Here is a 20,860-nt window from a genome sequence, read left to right as displayed (position 1 = left end):
CTATTCCGCCGGCGCCATCCGCGGCGCGGCGCCGGGGCGCCGGCGCCGCTTGAACAGCCTGGCCACGCGCTTGGTGAGCTTGGCGAAGGCGGTTTCGAGCGCGCCGATCGCCTGCCCGCCCGGGATGTAGGCGACGCGGTAATACATCCACAGGATGAGCCCGGCGAACAGCACGAACGGCCCCCACAGCGCGAGGATCGGGTCGACCCGGCCGAGCGCGGCGATGTCCTCGCCATATTCGTTGACCTTGTGATAGGCGACCACGAGCACGATCGAGACGAACACGCCCAGCGCGCTCGACGAGCGTTTGGGCGGGATCGCCAGCGCCACCGCGAGCAGCGGCATCAGGAACATCATCACGATTTCGACCAGCCGGAAGTTGAACGACGCCTGGCTCGCGTCGCGCTGGCTCGGCGCGGCATCGGGGTTCCAGCCGATCCTGAGCAGTTCGGGCAGGATGTATTCGCGGGTGGCATCGCCGCGCGCGCGGAATTCCTCGATCGCGGGAAGGTCGATCGGCAGGTCGTGGCGGCTGAAGGAAAGCACGCGCGGCGTCTCGCTGCCGGTGTCCTGGATGATCGTGCCTTCGGTCAGGCGCAGGATGATCGTGTCGGGATCGTCGCTGGTCGCAAGGAAGGCGCCCTCGCGCGCGCTGATCGAGAGCACCTGCCCGCTGGCGCTGGAGACCCGGGCGAAGATGCCGATCAGCCGCCGCCCGTCGTCCTCGCTCTCCTCGATCCTCAACGCCATGCGGTCGGCTAGGGTGGTGAATTCCCCGACCTTGATCGAGGCTCCGAGCGCGCCCGAGCGCAGTTCGTATTCCATCTGTTCGTAGTAATAGCGGCTGACCGGCTGGATGTAGAAGACGAGCGCGATGTTGACCGCGACCAGCACCAGCGTGATCGCATAGGGCATCCGCAGCAGGCGGTTGTAGGACAGGCCCACCGCGCGCATCGTGTCGAGTTCGGAGGACGTGGCGAGCTTGCGGAAGGCGAGCAGCACGCCGAGCAGCAGGCCGAGCGGGATCGCGAGGCTCGCATATTCGGGGATCAGCGCGCCCAGCATCCTGAACACGACGCCGACCGGCCCGCCTTCGACCGCGACGAAATCGAACAGGCGCAGCATCTTGTCGAGCAGCAGCAGCGAGGCGGCGAGCGCGAACACGCCGAGCATCGGCACGATCGTCAGCCGGAAGACGTAGCGGTCGATGCTGGGCAGGAAATTGAACACTTCGGGTCGTGGGGCCTTCTTGCCGGCTTGCGCTCGCCGCTCGTTCGCGCGGGGCGGATTCCTCTCGCGGAAGCGCCCATAGCGCCAATTTGCCGCGCGGTCATTCACCGTTTGCGCGGGCGGCGGCGCGCGCCGGGCGGCCTACCAGAAGCGGCTGCCGGGCCCGCCCTTGAACGGGCCGGCTTCGTAGCGGCTGATCCAGCCGCCGTAGAAGCCGCCCGGCTGCGGGGTGATCGGCTCGCCGTCGATCAGGCACTGCTCGAAGGGGTCGGGATAGAAGGCGAAATGCCCCGCGATGCCCGCGAAGCCCGGCGAAGGATCGGGATAGGCCCAGACCGCCGCTTCGATCCGTTCGCCTTCGATCGCCACGTCCCAGTAGCGCGCCTGCCCCTTCCATTCGCACAGCGAGCGGCGGGCGGGATTGGGTTCGAGAAACTCCGTCGCGACGTCCTCGGGCGGGATGTAATAGGTCGGCGGGTGGCTGGTTTCGAGCGTGCGCCAGGCGTTGCGGCTGTCGGCGAGGGCGATGCCGCGGTGGATCACCTGGACGTGGCGCCCGGTCGGTTCGGCGATGGCGGGCCGGGGGTAGTCCCACACGCTCTCCTGGCCGGGGCCGACGGGGTCGGGTTCGGGGTGATGGGGCTGTCTCAAGAAAGCGGGCCGCTCACGCTCTTTCGTCCTTCACGCCTTTTCGCCCCTCACGCCTTTTCCAGCGTGCATTGCAGCGGGTGCTGGTTCGCCCGCGCGAAGTCCATCACCTGGTTCACCTTGGTTTCGGCGACCTCGTAGGTGAAGATCCCGCACACGCCCACGCCTTTCTGGTGGACATGGAGCATCACCCGGGTCGCCTGTTCGAGGTCCATGCCGAAGAAACGCTTCAGCACCATCACGACGAATTCCATCGGGGTGTAATCGTCGTTGAGCAACAGCACCTTGTACTGGCTCGGCTTCTTGGGCTTGGTGCGGGTCTTGGTGGCGACGCCGACCTGGCTTCCGCCGTCGCCCGGATCGTCCCCGCCCGGATCGCCGCTCCCCGCCGCGCGCGGGACGGGCGCGCCGGGCGCCGGCACGGCAGCGTCGGGCAGGCGGGGGCCGGCCGTGATGTGCGGGGAGGCGATCATCACCGTTCATTATGGGATTCGTTTGCCCAGACGCAAGATGGACATTTTCCCGATGCCCGGATGCCGGGATGCGGCGCCCGCACTGCGGGATAAGGGCGGGGCGGAGGCGGGGCCGACGCGAAGGCCGGGCGGGCACAATCAAAATGGGCCGGACAGACGGGAGAGGTCTGTCCGGCCCAGCGCCCTGGGGCGCGCTTTCTTGAACCGGCTTGGGAGAGAGAGGAGAGGGCCGGTTCAGGAACTGGTGAAGGGGCTTACGCCGCCTTGGTCATCTTCTCGCCGGCGACGCTGACGCGGTTCGAGATCGGCGCGAAGGCGTCGTTGTAGAGCTTGAGCCAGGCTTCGGTGCGCTGCGAGCCGAACGAGACGATCGCGTCGAAATTGCGACGGACGAGCTCGCCCTGGAATTCCATCAGCTCGGTCGGCGACTTGAGCGAGGCCATCTTCTTGGCGTCTTCGGTCATGGTCTCGACGACGGTCTTGCCGGTCTCGACATTGTCACGGACGAGGTCCTGCGCGCCGGTGAAGAAGATCTTGCCGCTTTCGACGATGGCGTCGATGTTGGCCTTGTTGAATTCGCCCATCTCGCCTGCGATCTCGCCGGTCTTGCTGTAGGCGGCCTTGACGCGCTCCTGCATGTCGGTGGCGAAATCCTTCACGGTGGCAGTGAAATCGGTGTTGGTGGCAGTGGCCATGATGGTGTCCTTCAGCTTGGTTACGGGGTTGGAGGCAGTCTTCGTCTTCGTCTTCGCTTTCGCCGGGGCGGCCTTGGCGGCAGCCGGCGCCTTGGGGGGCGAAGCCTTGGCCGGGGCCTTCTTCGCCGTAATCTTCTTCGCGGGGGCTTTCCTTTCGGGCGTCTTCTTCGCCGCAGCCTTTCCGGCAGCCGGAGCCTGCGCCGCCGGTTCGGCCGCGACGGCCTGTTTCACCCTGTCGACCCTGGCTTCGCCCTTGGGCTCGCCGGCCTCGACCGCTTCGGCCACCGCCTTGGCGCTCGTGGTCTTGGCGGCGGCTTCTTCGTAAGCCTTTTCGGCCGCGGCATCGATTTTCGATTTCGCGGTCGGTTTGGTGGTCGTTTCGGCAGCCTTGTCGGACATTTCAGCCTCGCGTCATGTTGCACTGCACAAAATAGGCAGGGCCGCCGCCGAAGTCAAGCGGTTTTTGTGCAGCGCACAATAAAGCGCGCAGGCTGCTGGAATCGCGTTCGAAACACCCCGGGAAGGTCGCCCGGCGGCCAATCGTCAGCGCGTCTTGACGTATCGTCCCGGCGCGTCCTCGATCACCTTGTCGCCGCGCCCGCCCGGCTTGCGCTTGCCGCTCGCCTTGACCTTGCCCGGCGCCTGCCGGTCGAGCCATGCGTGCCAGTGCGGCCACCAGCTTCCCGGATGCTCCTCGGCGCTGTCGATGAAGGCCTGGAGCGAGCCGGCCGAGGAGTCCCCGGTCCAGTACTGGTACTTGTTCGCCGCCGGCGGATTGACGACGCCCGCGATGTGGCCCGACCCGGCGAGCAGGAATTCCACCGGCCCGGTGAAATGGTCGGTGATCCGCCACACGCTTTCGGGCGGGGCGATGTGATCCTCGCGGCCCGCCTGCACGAAGCTCGGCGTTGCCACCCGGGTGAGGTCGATCGGCGTCCCGTCGGCGGACAGCGCGTCGGGCACGACCAGCTTGTTGTCGCGATAGAGGTCGCGCAGGTATTCGTTGTGCCAGCGAGCCGGGAGGTTGGTGACGTCGCCGTTCCAGTGGAGCAGGTCGAAGGCGGGGTAGTCCTCTCCCAGCAGGTAGTTGTTGACGACGTAGTTCCAGATCAGGTCCTTGGCCCTCAGCGCGTTGAAGGTCGCGGCGAGATAGCGCCCGTCGAGATAGCCCTGCGGGGAAAGCTGGCCGATCATCTCGAGCTGGCCATCGTCGATGAAATGCTTGAGATCGCCCGATTTCTCGAAATCGACCTGCGCGGTGAAGAAGGTCGCGCTCTTCACCTTGTCCGCTTCGCCCCGCCGGGCGAGGATCGCGAGCGTCGCGGCGAGCGTCGTGCCCGCGACGCAATAGCCGATCGTGTGGACATGGGGCACCGCAAGCCGATCCCGGATATGGTCGATCGCTTCGATCTGGGCGCGGATGTAATCGTCCCACACCACGTCGGCGAGGCTTTCGTCGGCCGATTTCCAGCTGACCACGAACATCGTGATGCCCTGGTCGACCGCCCACTTGATGAAACTTTTCCTGGGACTGAGATCGAGAATGTAGAAGCGGTTGATCCACGGCGGGAACACCACCAGCGGGACCTCGTAGACCTCCGCGGTCGAGGGCGAATACTGGATCAGCTGGTAGAGCGGGGTTTCGTGCACGACCTTGCCCGGCGTCGCGGCGAGGTTCTCTCCGAGCGTGAAGGCCTCGGGATCGGTGTGGGTGAGCTGGCCGCGCTTCAGGTCGTTGATGAGGTGCTGCATCCCGCGCACCAGATTCTGCCCGCGCGTCTCCACCGTGCGTTTCAGCACGACCGGGTTCGTGAGCAGGAAATTGCCCGGGCTCATCGCTTCGGCCAGAGCGTTCACCGCGAATTCGAGCTGCTGGCGCTTTTCGCGGTCGAGCCCGTCCATCGCCCGGACGGTGCCTTTGAAATAGTCGGCGAGCATCAGGTAGGTCTGGTGCATCAGCGCGAAGGCGGGATGTTCGCGCCACGCCGGGTCGGCGAATCGCCGGTCCTGCCGCGGCAGTTCGGGCGCGCGCTCGCCGTCGTTCGCGGCCGCCCCGCCGGGCGCGCCTGCCATGAAGCTCGCCGCCATGCCCTGCCACAATTGCAGCGTCTCCTCGGCGAGCTTGCCCTGCGCCTCGAACAGGCCTTTGGGCATGTGGGCGAGCATCGACTGGGAGATCACCATCCATTGCGCGGGGTCCATCAGGTTCGTGCCCGCCGATGCCTTCGCCGCCGCCTCGCTCGCCTGGTGCGTCGCGAAATCGAGCCACATCCGCTGCAATTGCGTGCTGGCCCTGGTCCAGTCGGCAAGCTCGCCCGCCTCGATGCCTTGAGGGAACATCGCCGCCAGCGACGCGTCGTTTCCGCCCGCCCCGGCAAAGGCGCCCGCGAGCATTTCGCGCATCGCCGCGCCCTGCATGTCGAGAAAGGCCTCCACGGCGTTGCTGCCGGGTTCCCCGGGTGACTTTTCGTTCGGGTCGTGATCGGCCATGACTGCGAATGTCCTCCTCAGCGCGCCCCACCGATCCTAGCGAAAACGGCTTTCCACTTCGACAGATAATGTCCTAGGCTGATTTTTGCCCACGCAACGCGAAAATCGCAGCATTAATGCCCGGACATGGAATGAACGATCAATTCTACCGCATCAAGCGGCTGCCGCCCTATGTCATAGCCGAGGTCAACGCGATGCGGCACGCGGCGCGCCGGGCGGGCGAGGACATCATCGACCTGGGCATGGGCAATCCCGATCAGCCGCCTCCGCAGCACGTCATCGACAAGCTGTGCGAGGTCGCGGCCAAGCCCGACGCGCACGGTTATTCGCAGTCCAAGGGCATTCCCGGGCTCCGCCGCGCGCAGGCGAATTATTACGCCCGCCGTTTCGGGGTTGAACTCGATCCCGAAACCGAAGTGGTCGTCACCATGGGTTCCAAGGAGGGCCTCGCGAGCCTCGCCAACGCGATCACCGCGCCGGGCGACGTGGTGCTGGCGCCCAATCCGTCCTACCCGATCCACACCTTCGGCTTCATCATCGCGGGCGCGACGATCCGTTCGGTCCCGACGACACCGGACGAGGCGTATTGGCGCTCGCTCGACTCCGCGATGCATTTCACCGTGCCGCGCCCGACCGTGCTGGTCGTGAGCTATCCTTCGAACCCCACGGCGGAGACGGTCGATCTCGCCTTCTACGAAAGGCTCGTCGCCTGGGCGCGCGAGAACGAAGTCTGGGTGCTGTCCGACCTCGCCTATTCCGAACTCTATTTCGACGGCAAGCCGACCCCTTCGATCATGCAGGTCGAAGGCGCGAAGGAGGTGGCGGTCGAATTCACCTCGATGTCCAAGACCTATTCCATGGCCGGCTGGCGGATGGGCTTCGCGGTCGGCAACAAGGCGCTGGTCGCGGCGATGACGCGGGTGAAGTCCTATCTCGACTACGGCGCCTTCACGCCGATCCAGGCGGCGGCCTGCGCGGCGCTGAACGGGCCGCAGGACATCGTCGAGCAGAACCGCGAACTCTACCGCAAGCGGCGCGACGTGATGGTCGATGCGTTCGGCAGGGCGGGCTGGGACATCCCGCCGCCCGCCGCCTCGATGTTCGCCTGGGCCCCGCTGCCGCCGCAGCTCGCCCATCTGGGGAGCCTCGAATTCTCCAAGCAATTGCTGACCGAGGCAAAGGTCGCGGTCGCGCCCGGCGTCGGCTACGGCGAGAAGGGCGAGGGCTATGTGCGGATCGCCATGGTCGAAAACGAGCAGCGCCTGCGCCAGGCGGCGCGCAACATCAAACGCTATCTCTCGCAGGTGGCGGCATGAGCGGGAATCGGCGGGGCGCCTTCGCCTGCACAGGAGGACGGACGAGCCGCGCCAGCCCGCGTTAGCCGTCCTGCGATCGGGTCGTGAGGGAAAGAAAGGGATTACGGGCCGTAGGCCATGTAATGGTCAGGATATGGTAGATCGGATGTCAACCGGGCCCTTGCGACCGCTGACCGAAAGGCAGCAGGCTGTCATGGAGCGGATCGACCGCCGCGTTCCGATCAAGGTCATCGCGCAGGAACTCGGCGTTTCCGAGACCCGCGTGAACCAGCACATCCGCGCCCTGAAGGATATCTACAGTGCCGAAAACCTCGGCGATCTCGTCGAGAGCTATCGCGCGAGCCTGCCCGAATCCGAGCGGGCAGCGCCGGACGAGGCCGACCCCGCCACCCGGCAGGACCGCGCGCCGGGCGACCTTGCGGGGTTGAGCAAATCTTCATTCAGGAAAAGTCAGGTAGGCGAAATCGAGGTCGATCCCGATGGTCAGGGCCGGGTCGACCACGGCGAACTCGTGATGAACGATGTCATGCCGCTGATGGAACAGGCGCCATGGCTCAAACCGAAGGAGCCGAAGGTCGTCCCCGGGTTGCTCGATGGCGAGAACGCCGTCCTGTTTCGGCTCGTGGCCATTGTCGGCATCGCTTTCGGCTGCCTTGCGGCGGTCGTCCTGACGGTGACGGCGGCGGTGACGATCAGCGAGGCATTGGACGGGCGGGCTGCCGTCCCCGTGGATGAACAGGGCCTGTCCTGAGGAGCACTGGACGGGTTCGGAGAATGAACCATGACCGACCGTATCCGCACCGACGCTCTCAAGATCAAGAAGCTGCTCCGCGAAGCCGAAGCGCTCGCCGACGAATCCATGATCGCCTGCGCCCGCCTGCGCCAGGCCATGCTGGCCGCGCGCCAGAATCCGGCGGTCGAAGTGACGACCGGCCAGAGCGCGCTCATTCGGCTGTCCCAGGCCGAAGGCCAGGCCCTGGCGATGTCCAACAGCCTCTTGCGCGTGCACGAGGAACTGAACAAGGTCGCCCGCGAGACCATGGCCGGCGACGACATCAAGACCGAACGGGTGCCGCAGGCGCTCGAACTCGCTGAGGAACCGAAGGCGGCGGTCACCGCCGACGCCTGATCCACTGACCGCAATGCTTGAACCGCTCTTTTCCGACCACCGTTCGATCGTGCAGGACTTTCTGGCCTTCAGCCTGTGTATTGCCGCGTTCATCTGGGGTGGTGGGCCGGAAAAGGCGGTGGCGGCGACATGGCTTTTGCTGTTCGAGATCGCCACGCAAATTCGCCGAGCGGTTTTCGGCGAGGGATACCGATTGTTCGATGTGGACCCGTTCCTCGCCTCGACCGATCTCGTCGCTTGCGTCGCCTGGGTAATGATCGCGCTCTACGCCAATCGAAATTACACGCTGTGGATTGCCGGGACCCAGCTGCTTGCCGTCACGGCCCATATCGCGCGCGCGCTCGCCGACGTGATTTCCCCGGTGGCCTATGCGACCATGGTGATCGCGCCCGGCTGGGCCCAGCTCCTGCTGCTCGGCGCGGGCCTGATCCTCCATGTCCTGCGCAGGCGCGAATACGGCGCCTATCGCGACTGGCGCACCGGCCGCAATGGCCGCCCGCTTCCCTTCGTCGCGCGGGTCGCCGGGTGGAAGGCGGCCGCGGCCGCGCTGTGGCCCGCGCGGGGAGGCAGGGCGGAGCGATGATCGCCCAGCTCGCGCGCAGAAGCCTGCAACCGGTCAGGCCGGGGGCGCCGCCACGCCCCGATCCCCGCCCCGACCCCAGCATCGAACCGCGGACCGATCCGCGCGAGGCTCATGTCGCGGCCCTGATCGACCACCTGCGCCGCAGCCTCATCGCGGCGGAAGGCGAGGAAGAGCGCTTCCACGCGATCTTCCTCGACCGCAGCAACGCCTATCTCGGCGATGCCGGCTTCGGCAGGGGCTGCGGGCAGGCGCTTGTCCTGCGGATGCGCTGCGTGTTCTCCCGCGCGCTCGAACTGGGAACCGCCGGCATCGTCGTCGCCCACAACCACCCCTCCGGCGATTGCCGCCCTTCCGCGACCGACATCGCCGCCACCCGCCGGCTCGGCGCGGTGGGCGCGGCGCTCGACATCGAATTGCTCGACCACCTCGTGATTACCCGCAGGAGCGTCTTTTCCATGCGTGCAGGGGGGCTGCTGTGACCGCGGAGGAACCGGCCGTGCCGTTCCCCGACGCCGACACGCGCATCCCGCGCTTCCTCGAGGCGGGGGAGGTCAGGCTCGATCTCGTCCACCGCGACGGGCGGGTCGAGGCTTGCTGGCTCGGCCTTCGTCCGCGCGAATTCGAACTGCTCTGGCGGCTCGCCCGGAAGCCGGGGGAACGCCTTACCCGGCGCCACTTGCTGGGCTATCCGCCGGCCCCTCCGCCGGCCACTCCACCCGCCGCCCGGCGGTGCGTGCGGCCGGGGCGCGAATGCGGCGGGCTGCTTGCGCTCCGCGTCGCGCGGATCCGCGCCAAGCTCGCGCCCTTCGGCCTTTCGAGGATGATCGCGGCCGATGCGCGCGGCGGCCATTTCCTCGATGCGCCGGACGGACCCTGCGCCGCCGCGCTCGCCGCCGCACCCCCGCCGCGGCCAGCGCGCGCCGGGTAGACAGCGCCCGGCCGATCCTGCACCTTCGCGCGGATCGACCAGACGACCAGAATCGAGGGATCCGTGACCGACACCCCCACCACGACTGCCAGCACGGGCGTTGCCCCGAACGCCGCAGGCGCCGAACCGGCTGCCGTCGACACCCCGGCAGCGCCCCGCATCGCGATCGACCTTTCCGACAGCGGCGTCGCCCACGTCCGCCTCACCCGCGCGGACAAGATGAACGCGCTCGACCCTGCCATGTTCGAGGCGATCATCGACGCGGGCGAGCGGCTCGGGACGATGAAGGGCGTGCGCGTCGTCGTCCTTTCGGGCGAAGGCAGGGCGTTCTGCGCCGGGCTCGACCTGTCGAACTTCACCAAGGCCCCGTCGTCCGATGCCCGGCCGCTGACCGAGCGCACCCACGGCAATGCCAATCCCTTCCAGCAGGTCGCGATGCAGTGGCGCAAGCTCGCCGTGCCGGTGATCGCGGCGGTCCACGGCGTGTGCTTCGGCGGCGGCCTCCAGATCGCGAGCGGGGCGGACATCCGCATCGTCCACCCCGATACGCGCATGGCGATCATGGAGCTCAAGTGGGGGCTCGTCCCCGACATGGGCGGCTATGCCCTGTGGCGCGGCCTCGTGCGGGACGACGTGCTGCGCGAACTGATCTATACCAATCGGGAATTCACCGGAGCCGAGGCGCGCGAGATCGGCCTTGCGACCGAACTGTCCGATGATCCGCTGGCCCGCGCGCTCGAACTCGCCGAGACGATCGCCAACCGCAACCCTGACGCGATCCGCGCTGCCAAGCGCCTGCAGGAGGCGATGACCGAACGGTCCGCCGACGAGATCCTGCTGGCCGAAAGCGTCGAGCAGGAGGCGATCATGCGCACCCCGAACCAGGTCGAGGCGGTGATGGCCGCGATGCAGAAGCGCAGGCCCGATTTCACCGACGGCTGAAGCGCCGGACCGTGCGGCCGCGTCCTAGCCGAACACCGCCACGCACTGGATCCCGTCGAGCACCTGCCGGCCCGCGCTGTCCCACATCCGCAGCCGTTCCGCGGAATAGCCCGCATCCGCGTGCTGGCTCGCGTTCTCGGCAAGGTACCACCCGCCTTCCGAACGCGATTCGGGGTCGAGCACGTTGAACGACCAGTTGATCGAGCTGATCGGCCCCGCGCGATCCATGATCCGCATCGCGCCCGGCGGCATGACGTCGCCCATCAGCACCAGCCGGCTCACCGGATCGAGCCCGTGATCGCCGGTCAGCCGCGCCCAGCGCCGGACCGTCGCGCCGTGGTCCGCGTCCTTGGCCTGGCCGAAGCGCAGTTCGAAATTGTTGCGGATGAAGGAAGGCCCTTCGCCCTTCATCGCCTGCGCGTTCTGATCCGGCGGACCGGGCCAGTCGGCGGGCGGATCGGCCTCCCGCCGGGCGTTCGCGGGGCGCTCCGCGGCGAACAGCCAGAAGGCGGTCAGCGCGAGCCGCCCGCCGCAGCGGATTTCGCTGCGGACCTGCGTGACGTTGCGCCCCTCGCGCACCATTTCGGCGGAGAGCTCGATGTCCTCGCCCACCGGCGCGACAAAGCCGATCTGCCCGGCGCGCAGCGGCGGCAGGCCGGCAAAGGCGCGCTGCGCCATGGTGAAGGCGATGAGGGCGGAGGCCCCGCCATAGAGCGTGCGCCCCTGCATCCATTCGTCGGCATGGGTCAGGCGGCGCGCTCCGGGCTTGCCGTCCACGGGCTCGAGCAGGCTTGCGATCGTCATGGGCAGGGTCTTTGGCGCGCCGCGCCGCGGGGGTCCAGAGTGACGTTGCGGAAGGTCGCGCCGATCGCTTGCGGCTCGCGCGGTTTCGTCGATGCGCCGCACCGGGTGCGAATGGCGCATTGCCTTTGCCGCGGCGAATCGCTAGGTGCCGCGCTCTGTCCGGGCAAGCCGCGTCTTGCCCGGGGCAGGCCGGCCCGATGGCGGAGTGGTGACGCAGCGGACTGCAAATCCGTATACGCCGGTTCGATTCCGGCTCGGGCCTCCAGATCTGGTGCAAGTCCAAGGGGCACCCGCCCCGCCGATGCCGCTTTAGCTCAGTTGGTAGAGCACATCATTCGTAATGATGGGGTCACGTGTTCGAGTCACGTAAGCGGCACCACGCACCTGTTTCCAGACATTCCCAGAAGCCTTGAAATTCTGCCGTTTTTGCGGGATATATCGGTTCCCGGCGGCGCTCTTTGTTCCTGCTGGTGCCCCCAGAAATCAGCATACTTGGGGGCACTTTTGGGGGCACTGGCCGCGAAGCGATATGCAGGTGCCCCCAAATGGCTCTCAAAGCACTGGAAATAAAGGCGTTTCAGCCGACCTCTAAGGCCTACCGCAAGAGCGATGAAAAGGGCCTCTATCTTGAGATTCGTCCAAACGGATCAAAGCTTTGGTTTCTGAAATACCGCGTTGAAGGTAAGGAAAAGCGGCTGGGGCTGGGGAGCTACCCTGATGTCACCCTGGCCGATGCCCGAAAGGCCCGCGATAGTGCCCGCGCGCAAATTCAGGCGGGGCGCGATCCGCTGTTCGAGCGCAAGATGGAAAAGATCGAAAAGCGCATCGGGGCAGGCAATACCTTCCAATCCGTCGCCGAGGATTTCATTCAAACGAAAATGGTGGCGAACGCGAAAGCGGAATCGACCATCACAAAGGCGCGCTGGTTTCTCTCTCACCTCACACCCGCGATCGGCAAAAGGCCAATCGCCGAGATTGAACCCGCCGAGCTTCTGGCGGCGCTGAGGAAGATCGAAAACCGGGGGCACCACGAAACGGCGTCGCGGACCCGCAATTTCGCCAGCCGCGTGTTCCGGCATGGTGTGGCCACCGCGCGCTGCAAGACCGATCCGGCGGCCCTTCTGGAGGGCGCGCTCGCATCCCCTATCGTCAAGCATCATGCGGCCATTATCGAGCCCGGACCGCTAGGGGAATTCCTGCGCGCGATCGATGATTTCACTGGTGGGCCGATTGTGAAGCTCGCCATGCAGCTAAGCTCGCACCTGTTCCTACGTCCGGGCGAATTGCGCCAAGGCCGCTGGGCCGAGGTCAATTGGGACGCGGCGCATTGGACGATCCCAGCCGATCGCACGAAGCTTCGCCGCCCGCATAGCGTTCCATTGTCCCGGCAGGCATTGGCGCTCTTGCGCGAACTGGAGCAACATTCCGGCGGCTTCGAACTGATGTTTATCGGCCAGCGCTCCCACCTTCGCCCGATGAGCGGGAACGCGATCAATCAGGCTTTCAGGCGTATGGGATATGGTGGCGACGTCGTTACCGCCCATGGTCTGCGCTCCACGGCTTCGACCCTATTGAACGAAAGCGGCAAGTGGAGCGCTGATGCGATCGAGCGTGCGCTGGCCCATGGCCATAGCGATAAGGTGCGAGGCATTTATGCGCGCGGACAGCATTGGGATGAGCGCGTCCAAATGGCACAATGGTGGAGCGACTATCTGGATCAGGTGAAGGCGGGTGGCGAGGTGGTGCTGTTCAATATGAAACAAGAGACAGGCTGAGGCAATTGCATCACTCGCGTCTTCGCAGGCTTAAAATCTCGACCTCTGCTTCGGATGACTCAATCACCAAATTCTTCTTCACACTTTCGTTTTGCCTCTTGCGTCGTTGACGAATCGAGGTTTTCCGCGCGTTTCCCGCTTGACAAGGTTACTTAATCCCCAAGCGAATCACCGCCAAGGGTTAAACAACGCTTGCGCTGATTACGGCGCCCATCAATAGTCTAGTGGTCACTGAGGCGACGCGGGGGCGTTCCGCGAAACTTCAGGGACAATCGCTTTGGAATTCCCCAAGCGATCACTGCCACAATCGAAAGGGCTTGCGATGGCAGCTTTGATCACCGTGCGCGACTTCTGCCGCGAATACAATATCAGCCGTTCGACCGCGTATCGTTTGCGCGATCGGGGTGACGTTCCTCACGTAAAGATCGGACGAGCGGTCCGGATCAGGCGCGAGGACGCCGAGCGCTGGTATGAAAGTCTGGCCGAGCAATCTGCCAATGACTGAAGCTTTGGCGGGAAAGCAAGAGCGCCGATAAGGCGGCAACCTTATCAGCGCTCGCATCCTTGGAAACTGTCTCCCCTTGGATGCTGCTCACCTGCCAAATTCGGGGCGGACAGTCCAACAAAATTTCACGGCTGTCCGTCTCACCACCGCAAGCTTGCTTGCGAAACAGGTGAACTTTATCAATGAATATCAATCAAATAGCCCGCTTCTATGGCGGCAAAGTCTGCAATGGGAATGCCCTGATCCCTACGCCCGGCCATTCCAGCCGGGACCGGGGGACCGCGATCAAACCCTGTGCCAGCGCGCCCGATGGCGTCCTTGTGGCCTGCTATAATGGCACCACCGCCGATGCGCTGGCGGTGAAGGCAATGCTGCGAAGGGACGGTTTCCTACCGGCTAAAAACGGGCGCAAATTGTCCCCTTCCGAGCGGCGATCGATCCGATGGGCTGAATTGGCGCATGAGCGCAGGCGCCTAACCTCTCTTATTCACGGCGATGCGGTTGGGCGCCTCTCGGCGCGAGCTTGACGCCACTGCTGCGTGCGGCGGCGTAGAGCGGGCGTGCGGCACCGCTGGCGTCTGTTTCACCGCGCTGTGATCGATGGGCTTTTCTGGTTGAAGGACTTGGCTCGGGGTTTCTGCGGCACTGCCGCGCCCGCTACGTCGGCGCAGGCTTGAGCGCGAGAACGATGGCACGCATCAGATCGGCATCGGGGCACGCAGAGGCGAACGCTACGCGGATGCGGGTGGCGCTTTCCATGACGCGGGCAGCAACCTTGAGCAGCCGCAGGCGCAGGGTCGTAAACTCGGCTTTTGCCAGAGCGGTGGTCTTTGGGATCGCCTGCTGAACGCGCCACAGCAGCCAGTAGGCAGCGGTGTGCAGGATCAGGCGCATCTGGTTGGCGTTCGCCGACCGGCACGAGGTGCGGTCACTGGCCAGCTGGGTCTTGTGCAGCTTGATCAAGTTCTCGGCCTGCCCGCGCGCACAGTAGAGCGTGTCATAGATGTATTCAGCCGAGCCTTGGGTTAGCGATGTGACGACATAGCGGATATCCATGCCCAGCGTGCTGGCCTCGATCCTGGCGACGACGCGGCGCTGGCGGTTCCAGCTCTTCGCGCCGTAGCGGGTCTCGGCATAGCTGCGCAGGACCGGGAGTTGGCACTCGGCGCGGCGGACCGCGCAGGCATCGGCGGCAGTGACGATAACCGGATCAGCGCGCAGCGCGGCGTTGGTCGGCAGACGAACACGTAATCGACATGGGCCGCCTCGCAGAAGGCCATGACCTCGGGCCGTCCATAATGCCCGTCACCGCGGATGGTGATGTGGGTATCAGGCCAGTGGCGGCGAAGATGACGCACCAGGCGGCGGATATGGCCCGCCGCCTCCTTGCCAGAAGGCGTCTTGCCCTGCGCAGCAGCATCGCCACCGGCCGGCCCGTTGCCGTGTCGTAGACATGGATCGGCAGGAAGCAGCGCTCCCCATGATGTCCGTTCCAGAAGGAGAGTTGCTGATAGCCGTGCACGACGTCGCAGGTGTCATCGATATCCAGCGTCACCGCCGCCGGCGGAGTGGGGTAGCTGGCGCAGTAGATGTCGATCATGATCCCCAGCATCTTTGCCAGCTCGCGCGTGCTCGGCGCATTCTCCCAGCGGCTCATCGTCGGTTGGCTGGCCAACCCCGCACCCGATCCCGGCAGCTTGCCCAGCGCAAGGCGGAAGCCCGGATCATCGCGCAGAGCGTCGAGATCATCGGCATCCTCATAGCCGCAGGCGATCGCGAACATCCGCGCGCGCAGGATATCTTCAAGCCGATGAACCACCCGAGCAGGATCGCGCGGATCGGCAATACACGCCGCAAGCCGCTGGCAGAGCCCCATCATGCGCTCGGCCTGAGCCAGCACCAGCACCCCGCCATCCGAAGTCAGCCTGCCGCCGTCAAACGCAGCTGTGACCTTCTTGCCGCGCACTGCTGGAAACGAAAATACGGACGCGCTATCATCGCATCCGGCGGGTGTGGTCTGTGGCATATTTTGCCCCGTTGCAGGTCTGGCTTAAGCAACCACATTCCTACAACAATGCAAATGCTTACGCCACTCCCGCCAACCCGTCAGACCACTGCCGGTGAATAATCCGGGCTACGGTTTCGCCCTGCTGATCGTGTTCCTCGTCCTCGTCGCGCAGTTCGAAAGCCTGGCGAGCCACTTCGTCATCCTCGCCTCGATCCCCTTCGCGCTGGCCGCTGCGATCTACGCGCTGTTTTTCTCGGGCACCTCGCTCAACATCTATTCTCAGATCGGGCTGGTGATGCTGATCGGGCTGATGGCGAAGAACGGCATCCTGATGGTCGAATTCGCCGACCAGCGGCGCGAGGACGGGGCGTCCGTGCGCGATGCCATCGCCTCTGCCGCCGCGATCCGCCTGCGCCCGATCTGCATGACGCTGATCTCGACCGTGCTGGGCGCGCTGCCCCTGATCCTGTCGAGCGGGGCGGGGGCGGAGGCGCGGCAGGCGATCGGCTGGGTGATCTTCGGCGGGCTCGGCATCGCGGCGGTGTTCACCCTGTTCCTCGTGCCTGCGCTCTACGCGCTGATCGCCCCGCTCACCTCCCCGCGCAGCGTCGATTACGCGCGCTATCGCCGGGAAATGGCCGAGAGCGGGGAGAAGGAGCCGCAGGGGCTTCCCGCATGAGGTTCGCCGTCGCTCTTGCCGGGGCGGTTCTGCTCGCGGGCTGCGTCTCGCCCCGGATCCCCGAGGTCGAACCGGCCGGGAGCATCGCCCTGCCGCCCGATTACTTCGCCGATGCCCGCCCCCCGGCCGGACCGGACGAGGCATGGTGGCGGGGCTTTCGCGAGGACGAACTCGACGCGCTGGTGGCCGAGGCTCTCGCCCGCAACCAGACGCTCGATGCGGCGCGCGCGCGGCTGGCCGAGGCGCGCGCGCTGTTGCGCGCGCAGCAGGCGGATTTCCTGCCCACGGTCGACGGCGAAGCCGCGCTCGGCGGCTCGATCGACGATGGCGGCGGCTTCCTCGACGAGACGAGCGCAGGACTGGGCGGGGTGTGGGTGATCGATCTCAACGGCCGCCTCTCCGCCGAACGGGCCGAGGCGCTGGCAGAGGTCGAGGCGTCGGACTATTTCCTCGCCGACCGCCGCCGCCTGCTGGCCTCGGCGGTGTCGAACCGCTTCGTCGAACTGCGCCGCACCGGGGCGCGGCTGCGCCTGCTCGACGAATCCGCCGATCTCCAGCGCCAGACCCTGCGGATCGTGAAACTCCGCGAGGAAGCGGGCCTTTCGTCCAATTTCGACGTGCGCCGTGCCGCGGCGGACCTTTCGCGCACCCTCGCCCAGCGCGGCCCGCTCCTGCTCGCGCGGGCGCGCGCCGCCAATGCGCTGAGCGTGCTGACGGGCGAGCCGCCCGCCGCCGTGCCCGAAGCCGACGGCCGCGATGAAATCCCCGACTATGCGCGCGGGCCGGGCGTGGGCGTTCCGGCCGACCTGCTGCGCGCGCGGCCCGACCTGCTGCTTGCCGAAGCCGACATCGCCGGCGCCGCTGCGCGGGTCGGGGTCGAGCGCGCCGATCTCCTCCCCGCGCTGCGCCTGCCGGGCTTCGTGACCTTGGGCGACGACAGCGTGAACGGGCTGTTCTCGCAGGCGGTCGCCGGGCTTGCGGGCGTGCTCGACGTGCCGATCCTCGACGGGGGCCGCCGCCGGGCGGAGGTCGAGGCTGCCGAGGCCGCGCTCGGCGCAGCGCTCGCCGACTATCGCCAGGCCCTGCTCGAAAGCCTCGCCGAGGTCGAAAGCGCGCTGGTCGCGATCCGCAGCGCCGAGGACCGCCGCGACGAGCTTGCCAGTGCGGTCGAGGAAAGCGAGGCCGCCTTCGAACAGTCCAACGCGCTCTACCGCGAAGGGCTCGCCTCGCTGTTCGACGTGCTCGACGTGCAGCGCCAGTTGATCGGCAGCCGCGAGGCGCTGATCGATGCGGAGGCGGCGCTCGCGCAGGCCTATATCGACCTCTTCACCGCCGTCGGCGCCCCCACCGAGACTGTTTGAACGCCCGCTGCGCCCCACCGCGCCCTTTACCGGCATGGCCCGACTGTGCTTGAACGGGGCGAGGGGGCGATTCATGTCGGGAGGGATTTGAGGCATGGCTACGGGTCACACGCCGATCTGCATCATCACCGGGGCCTCGTCGGGCATCGGCCTGTGGGCGACCAAGGCGCTCGTCACGCGCGGCTGGCACGTCGTCATGGCGTGCCGCGACACCGCCAAGGCCGAGGCCGCCGCGCGCGAGATCGGCATCGCGCCGGAAGGCCGCACGATCATGCGGCTCGATCTCGGCAGTCTTGCGGGCGTGCGCGCCTTCGCGGAGGAATTCCGTGCGTTCGACCGCCCGCTCGACGCGCTGGTCTGCAACGCCGCGACCTATATGCCGCGCCTTGCAGAGCCGCTGCGCTCGCCGGAAGGTTTCGAGCTTTCCGTGGCGACCAATTATTTCGGGCATTTCCTGCTGGCGAACCTGCTGCTCGACGAACTCGTCCGGGCGCGCGACGCCCGGCTGGTGACGCTCGGCACGGTGACCGCCAATTCCGAGGAATTCGGCGGTAAGATCCCGATTCCCGCCCCCGCCGACCTCGGCGATTTCGCAGGGCTGAAGGCGGGCTTCACCGGGCCGCACGCGATGATCGACGGCAAGCCGTTCAAGCCGGGCAAGGCCTACAAGGACAGCAAGCTCGCCTGCATGATGATGAGCCGCGAATTCCACGCCCGCTTCCACGAGTCGACCGGCATCGTCTTCACCACGCTCTATCCCGGCTGCGTCGCGGACACGCCGCTGTTCCGCCATGCGCCGAGGGCCTTCCAGCGGATCTTCCCGTGGTTCCAGAAGAACATCACCGGGGGCTATGTCTCGCAGCCGCTCGCGGGGGAGCGGGTCGCGGACGTGGTTGCCGATCCGGCCTTCGCGCGATCGGGCGTCCACTGGAGCTGGGGCAATCGCCAGCGCGAAGGCCGCGCGGCCTTCGCCCAGAGCCTGTCGCCGAGGGCCACCGACGCTGCGCGCGCGCGCGAATTGTGGGACCTCACCGCAAGGCTCGTCGGACTGGAGGAGCGCGTCCGCGAACCCGCGTGAGTTTGTCTCGCGCGCCGTCGCATTCCGAGCCGGAACCCCCGCGCCCTGATCGCCGCGCTCGAACGGGGCTTTGACAAGCGCTCCGCCTGTCATCCATGAACCGTCCCGCAAGCATGGGGAGGGGTCGCAAGGGGATGGAATCGCAATCCGGGCGCAAGGTGCTCCTCGCCGGAGCGAGCGGCACGATCGGCCACGCCGCCGCGCGCGCGCTGGTCGAGGCGGGTCACGCGGTCGCCTGCGTCCTGCGGGACAGCGCCTCGGGCCGCGAGGCTGCCGCCGCGCTCGAAAGCTGGGGCTGCGCGGTGCATTTTGCCGACCTTGCCGACGGCCCCGCGCTCGCTGCGGTCTTCGCCGAGGCGCGCCCCGCGGCGGTGATGTCCTGCATCGCCTCGCGCTCGGGCTCGCCACGGGACGCGCGCGCGGTCGATTACGCGGCCAATCTCGCCCTGCTCGAAGCGGCCGAAGACGCGGGCAGCGCCGACCATTTCATCCTGCTTTCCGCGATCTGCGTCCAGCGCCCCCGGCTCGCCTTCCAGCACGAAAAGCTGCGCTTCGAGGCGCGGCTCGCCGAAAGCCCGCTCGCGCACACGATCGTGCGCCCCACCGCCTTCTTCAAGTCGCTTTCCGGGCAGGTCAGGCGGGTGCGGGCGGGCAAGCCCTTCCTCGTGTTCGGCGACGGGGAACTGACGCGCTGCAAGCCGATCGGCGACGCCGACCTCGGCCGCTTCCTCGCGCTTTGCGTGACCGATCCGGACAAGCGCGGCCGGATCCTGCCCGTCGGCGGCCCCGGCCCGGCGATCAGCCTCAGGGAGCAGGGTGCGCTGCTGTGCGAGCTTGCCGGACGCGAGCCGGTTTTCAGGTCGGTCCCGCCCGGAATGTTCACGGCCGCCGCGCGCGTGCTCGGCCTCGGTGCACCGTTTTCCGAATGGTTCGCCGAAAAGGCCGAATACGCGCGGATCGCGCATTACTACGCGACCGAGAGCATGCTGGTGTTCGACCCCGCGACCGGGGCCTATTCGGCCGAGGCGACGCCCGAATTCGGCAGCGAGACCCTGCGCGACCATTACGCCCGCCTGCTCGCGGCGGACGGCTGACGGCACGGGGCGCCAGCCGATGGCGAATTGACGCCATGGCGGATTTACACATATAAAAATATCTTTATATGGGATCGCAGCCATGCAGATGGATGCACTCTTCAAGGCGCTGGCGGACCCGACCCGCCTGCGGATCGCCCGGCTGCTCTCGGAAATGGAGCTGGCCGTGGGTGAACTCGCGCAGGTGCTCGGGCAGAGCCAGCCGCGCGTCTCGCGCCATGTCGGCATCCTGTGCGACGCGGGCCTGGCCGAACGCCGCCGCGAGGGCAGCTGGGTCTTCCTCAGGAGCGCCGCCGGACCCGGGGTTGATGCCCCGCTGGCCGAAGGCGCGCTGCGCCTGCTCGCCGCGGCGGAAGCCGAGGACGCCGAATTCGCCGCCATCTGCGAGGCCGACCGGCGCAAGCTCGCCGCGATCCGCTCCGCGCGCGAGGAAATCGCCCATGCCTATTTCGCCCGCCATGCGAGCGAGTGGGACGAATTGCGCGCGCTCCACAGTCCCGACGAAAAGGTCGAGGCGGCCCTGCTCGGCGCGCTGGGGGGCGCCCCGCTGGGTGCGCTGCTCGACATCGGCACGGGGACGGGGCGCATCGCGGAGGTGTTCGCCGACCATGCCGCGCGGATCGTCGCGCTCGACAAGAACCTCGAGATGCTGCGCGTCGCCCGCGCGCGGCTCCAGCACCTGCCCGCGGCGCGGGTCGATCTCGTCCAGGGCGATTTCGCCGACCTGCCCTTCGAGGCGGCGAGCTTCGACACGGTGGTGCTCCACCAGGTGCTCCATTTCGCCCCCGACCCCGCGCTCCCGCTGGGCGAGGCCGGGCGGGTGACGCGCGGGCAGGGGCGGATCGCGATCGTCGATTTCGCCAGCCACGACCGCGAGGAACTGCGCACCCGCCACCAGCACGCCCGCCTCGGCTTCACCGATGCGCAGGTCGCGGGCCTGTTGCGCGGCGCCGGGTTCACGCCCGCCGATCCGGTTGCGCTCGAAGGCGGGGAACTGGTCGTCAAGATCTGGCTCGGCACCCGCCAGGGGCCGCCCCGCGGCGGCGAACGCGCCCGCCCACCCGCGGCCCGCGCCGTGCCCGCCGAAGCCGCATCCTCCTGAACCCCCTCCTGCCAAGACGG

The 20,860-nt window shown here is 67.1% G+C and carries 20 protein-coding genes, 2 tRNA genes and 1 pseudogene; 16 read left to right on the top strand and 7 right to left on the bottom strand.

Annotated elements, in window-relative coordinates; translation table 11 throughout:
* From BLU08_RS08130 to BLU08_RS08110, 5 genes are all read right to left on the bottom strand, one after another.
* Positions 1-1,230 (bottom strand): LptF/LptG family permease, encoded by a 1,230-nt coding sequence (locus BLU08_RS08130; RefSeq protein WP_090197971.1) that lies wholly within the window; start codon positions 1,228-1,230, stop codon positions 1-3.
* Positions 1,231-1,371: 141 nt separating this feature from the next.
* A complete protein-coding gene (locus BLU08_RS08125; RefSeq protein WP_233995908.1) occupies positions 1,372-1,881 on the bottom strand; it encodes a DUF427 domain-containing protein in 510 nt (169 codons plus the stop codon).
* 47 nt (positions 1,882-1,928) lie between these two features.
* Positions 1,929-2,351, bottom strand: coding sequence for an ATP-dependent Clp protease adapter ClpS (clpS, locus tag BLU08_RS08120; RefSeq protein ID WP_233995907.1), 423 nt, complete (start codon positions 2,349-2,351; stop codon positions 1,929-1,931).
* A gap of 254 nt (positions 2,352-2,605) precedes the next feature.
* On the bottom strand, positions 2,606-3,445 hold the full coding sequence (locus BLU08_RS08115) for a phasin family protein (RefSeq protein ID WP_090197965.1): 840 nt from the start codon (positions 3,443-3,445) through the stop codon (positions 2,606-2,608).
* Between the two features lie 144 nt (positions 3,446-3,589).
* Positions 3,590-5,536 carry an alpha/beta hydrolase gene (locus tag BLU08_RS08110; RefSeq protein ID WP_090197962.1) on the bottom strand — a complete coding sequence of 649 codons (1,947 nt, stop codon included), beginning with the start codon at positions 5,534-5,536 and terminating at the stop codon, positions 3,590-3,592.
* A 131-nt stretch (positions 5,537-5,667) separates the two neighbouring features.
* On the opposite strand from BLU08_RS08110, the gene BLU08_RS08105 reads away from it, so the two are divergent.
* The 7 genes from BLU08_RS08105 to BLU08_RS08075 all read left to right on the top strand — a co-directional run bounded on the left by BLU08_RS08105 (position 5,668) and on the right by BLU08_RS08075 (position 10,434).
* A complete protein-coding gene (locus BLU08_RS08105; RefSeq protein WP_090197958.1) occupies positions 5,668-6,852 on the top strand; it encodes an LL-diaminopimelate aminotransferase in 1,185 nt (394 codons plus the stop codon).
* 193 nt (positions 6,853-7,045) lie between these two features.
* Positions 7,046-7,603 carry a hypothetical protein gene (locus tag BLU08_RS08100; protein ID WP_233995906.1) on the top strand — a complete coding sequence of 186 codons (558 nt, stop codon included), beginning with the start codon at positions 7,046-7,048 and terminating at the stop codon, positions 7,601-7,603.
* A gap of 30 nt (positions 7,604-7,633) precedes the next feature.
* Positions 7,634-7,981, top strand: a complete 348-nt coding sequence (locus BLU08_RS08095; RefSeq protein WP_197676852.1) for a hypothetical protein — start codon at positions 7,634-7,636, stop codon at positions 7,979-7,981.
* Between the two features lie 13 nt (positions 7,982-7,994).
* Positions 7,995-8,564, top strand: a complete 570-nt coding sequence (locus BLU08_RS08090) for a hypothetical protein (RefSeq protein WP_090197951.1) — start codon at positions 7,995-7,997, stop codon at positions 8,562-8,564.
* A complete protein-coding gene (locus tag BLU08_RS08085; RefSeq protein ID WP_090201161.1) occupies positions 8,561-9,043 on the top strand; it encodes a JAB domain-containing protein in 483 nt (160 codons plus the stop codon). The genes BLU08_RS08090 and BLU08_RS08085 overlap by 4 nt, the downstream gene beginning before the upstream one ends.
* 17 nt (positions 9,044-9,060) lie before the next feature.
* A complete protein-coding gene (locus BLU08_RS08080) occupies positions 9,061-9,492 on the top strand; it encodes a hypothetical protein (RefSeq protein WP_157674485.1) in 432 nt (143 codons plus the stop codon).
* 159 nt (positions 9,493-9,651) lie between these two features.
* Positions 9,652-10,434, top strand: coding sequence for a crotonase/enoyl-CoA hydratase family protein (locus tag BLU08_RS08075; protein WP_233996157.1), 783 nt, complete (start codon positions 9,652-9,654; stop codon positions 10,432-10,434).
* A 24-nt stretch (positions 10,435-10,458) separates the two neighbouring features.
* Here the strand turns inward: BLU08_RS08075 and BLU08_RS08070 are convergent, their stop codons facing one another.
* Complete coding sequence (locus BLU08_RS08070) at positions 10,459-11,238, bottom strand: thioesterase family protein (protein WP_090197939.1); 780 nt, start codon at positions 11,236-11,238, stop codon at positions 10,459-10,461.
* A gap of 191 nt (positions 11,239-11,429) precedes the next feature.
* Here BLU08_RS08070 and BLU08_RS08065 point away from each other — a divergent pair.
* The 4 genes from BLU08_RS08065 (at position 11,430) to BLU08_RS08050 (ending at position 13,518) form a co-directional block, all read left to right on the top strand.
* Positions 11,430-11,503: transfer RNA gene (locus BLU08_RS08065), tRNA-Cys, on the top strand.
* A 38-nt stretch (positions 11,504-11,541) separates the two neighbouring features.
* A tRNA-Thr gene (locus tag BLU08_RS08060) sits at positions 11,542-11,617 on the top strand.
* 166 nt (positions 11,618-11,783) lie between these two features.
* Positions 11,784-13,013 carry an integrase arm-type DNA-binding domain-containing protein gene (locus BLU08_RS08055; RefSeq protein ID WP_090197936.1) on the top strand — a complete coding sequence of 410 codons (1,230 nt, stop codon included), beginning with the start codon at positions 11,784-11,786 and terminating at the stop codon, positions 13,011-13,013.
* A 277-nt stretch (positions 13,014-13,290) separates the two neighbouring features.
* Positions 13,291-13,518, top strand: a complete 228-nt coding sequence (locus BLU08_RS08050) for a helix-turn-helix domain-containing protein (RefSeq protein ID WP_157674484.1) — start codon at positions 13,291-13,293, stop codon at positions 13,516-13,518.
* Between the two features lie 657 nt (positions 13,519-14,175).
* Here the strand turns inward: BLU08_RS08050 and BLU08_RS08045 are convergent.
* Positions 14,176-15,544: pseudogene (locus BLU08_RS08045) on the bottom strand (IS1380 family transposase).
* Between the two features lie 94 nt (positions 15,545-15,638).
* Between BLU08_RS08045 and BLU08_RS08040 the strand changes: the two are divergent.
* The 5 genes from BLU08_RS08040 (at position 15,639) to BLU08_RS08020 (ending at position 20,840) form a co-directional block, all read left to right on the top strand.
* A complete protein-coding gene (locus tag BLU08_RS08040) occupies positions 15,639-16,205 on the top strand; it encodes an efflux RND transporter permease subunit (RefSeq protein ID WP_233995905.1) in 567 nt (188 codons plus the stop codon).
* Positions 16,202-17,566, top strand: a complete 1,365-nt coding sequence (locus tag BLU08_RS08035) for a TolC family protein (protein ID WP_090197927.1) — start codon at positions 16,202-16,204, stop codon at positions 17,564-17,566. Before BLU08_RS08040 ends, BLU08_RS08035 begins: the two co-directional genes overlap by 4 nt.
* 94 nt (positions 17,567-17,660) lie before the next feature.
* The gene (locus BLU08_RS08030; RefSeq protein ID WP_090197924.1) at positions 17,661-18,644 is read left to right on the top strand and encodes a protochlorophyllide reductase; all 984 of its coding nucleotides are present in this window, start codon (positions 17,661-17,663) and stop codon (positions 18,642-18,644) included.
* 134 nt (positions 18,645-18,778) lie between these two features.
* The gene (locus tag BLU08_RS08025; RefSeq protein WP_090197921.1) at positions 18,779-19,738 is read left to right on the top strand and encodes an NAD(P)H-binding protein; all 960 of its coding nucleotides are present in this window, start codon (positions 18,779-18,781) and stop codon (positions 19,736-19,738) included.
* A gap of 82 nt (positions 19,739-19,820) precedes the next feature.
* The gene (locus BLU08_RS08020; protein WP_090197918.1) at positions 19,821-20,840 is read left to right on the top strand and encodes a metalloregulator ArsR/SmtB family transcription factor; all 1,020 of its coding nucleotides are present in this window, start codon (positions 19,821-19,823) and stop codon (positions 20,838-20,840) included.
* The last annotated feature ends 20 nt before the right edge of the window (positions 20,841-20,860 follow it).

Origin of the sequence: Erythrobacter sp. HL-111 (assembly GCF_900105095.1) — a bacterium.
Lineage (GTDB): Bacteria > Pseudomonadota > Alphaproteobacteria > Sphingomonadales > Sphingomonadaceae > Erythrobacter.
Note: the sequence above shows the minus strand (reverse complement) of the source record. Positions and strands in the feature narration are given on the sequence as shown.

Excerpts from the sequence above, each read along its gene's own strand:
- clpS (WP_233995907.1), bottom strand. The coding sequence starts at position 2,351 with ATGATCGCCTCCCCGCACATCACGGCCGGCCCCCGCCTGCCCGACGCT.
- BLU08_RS08115 (WP_090197965.1), bottom strand. The coding sequence starts at position 3,445 with ATGTCCGACAAGGCTGCCGAAACGACCACCAAACCGACCGCGAAATCG.
- BLU08_RS08110 (WP_090197962.1), bottom strand. The coding sequence starts at position 5,536 with ATGGCCGATCACGACCCGAACGAAAAGTCACCCGGGGAACCCGGCAGC.
- BLU08_RS08105 (WP_090197958.1), top strand. The coding sequence starts at position 5,668 with ATGAACGATCAATTCTACCGCATCAAGCGGCTGCCGCCCTATGTCATA.
- BLU08_RS08100 (WP_233995906.1), top strand. The coding sequence starts at position 7,046 with ATGGAGCGGATCGACCGCCGCGTTCCGATCAAGGTCATCGCGCAGGAA.
- BLU08_RS08095 (WP_197676852.1), top strand. The coding sequence starts at position 7,634 with ATGACCGACCGTATCCGCACCGACGCTCTCAAGATCAAGAAGCTGCTC.
- BLU08_RS08090 (WP_090197951.1), top strand. The coding sequence starts at position 7,995 with ATGCTTGAACCGCTCTTTTCCGACCACCGTTCGATCGTGCAGGACTTT.
- BLU08_RS08085 (WP_090201161.1), top strand. The coding sequence starts at position 8,561 with ATGATCGCCCAGCTCGCGCGCAGAAGCCTGCAACCGGTCAGGCCGGGG.
- BLU08_RS08070 (WP_090197939.1), bottom strand. The coding sequence starts at position 11,238 with ATGACGATCGCAAGCCTGCTCGAGCCCGTGGACGGCAAGCCCGGAGCG.
- BLU08_RS08055 (WP_090197936.1), top strand. The coding sequence starts at position 11,784 with ATGGCTCTCAAAGCACTGGAAATAAAGGCGTTTCAGCCGACCTCTAAG.
- BLU08_RS08035 (WP_090197927.1), top strand. The coding sequence starts at position 16,202 with ATGAGGTTCGCCGTCGCTCTTGCCGGGGCGGTTCTGCTCGCGGGCTGC.
- BLU08_RS08030 (WP_090197924.1), top strand. The coding sequence starts at position 17,661 with ATGGCTACGGGTCACACGCCGATCTGCATCATCACCGGGGCCTCGTCG.
- BLU08_RS08025 (WP_090197921.1), top strand. The coding sequence starts at position 18,779 with ATGGAATCGCAATCCGGGCGCAAGGTGCTCCTCGCCGGAGCGAGCGGC.
- BLU08_RS08020 (WP_090197918.1), top strand. The coding sequence starts at position 19,821 with ATGCAGATGGATGCACTCTTCAAGGCGCTGGCGGACCCGACCCGCCTG.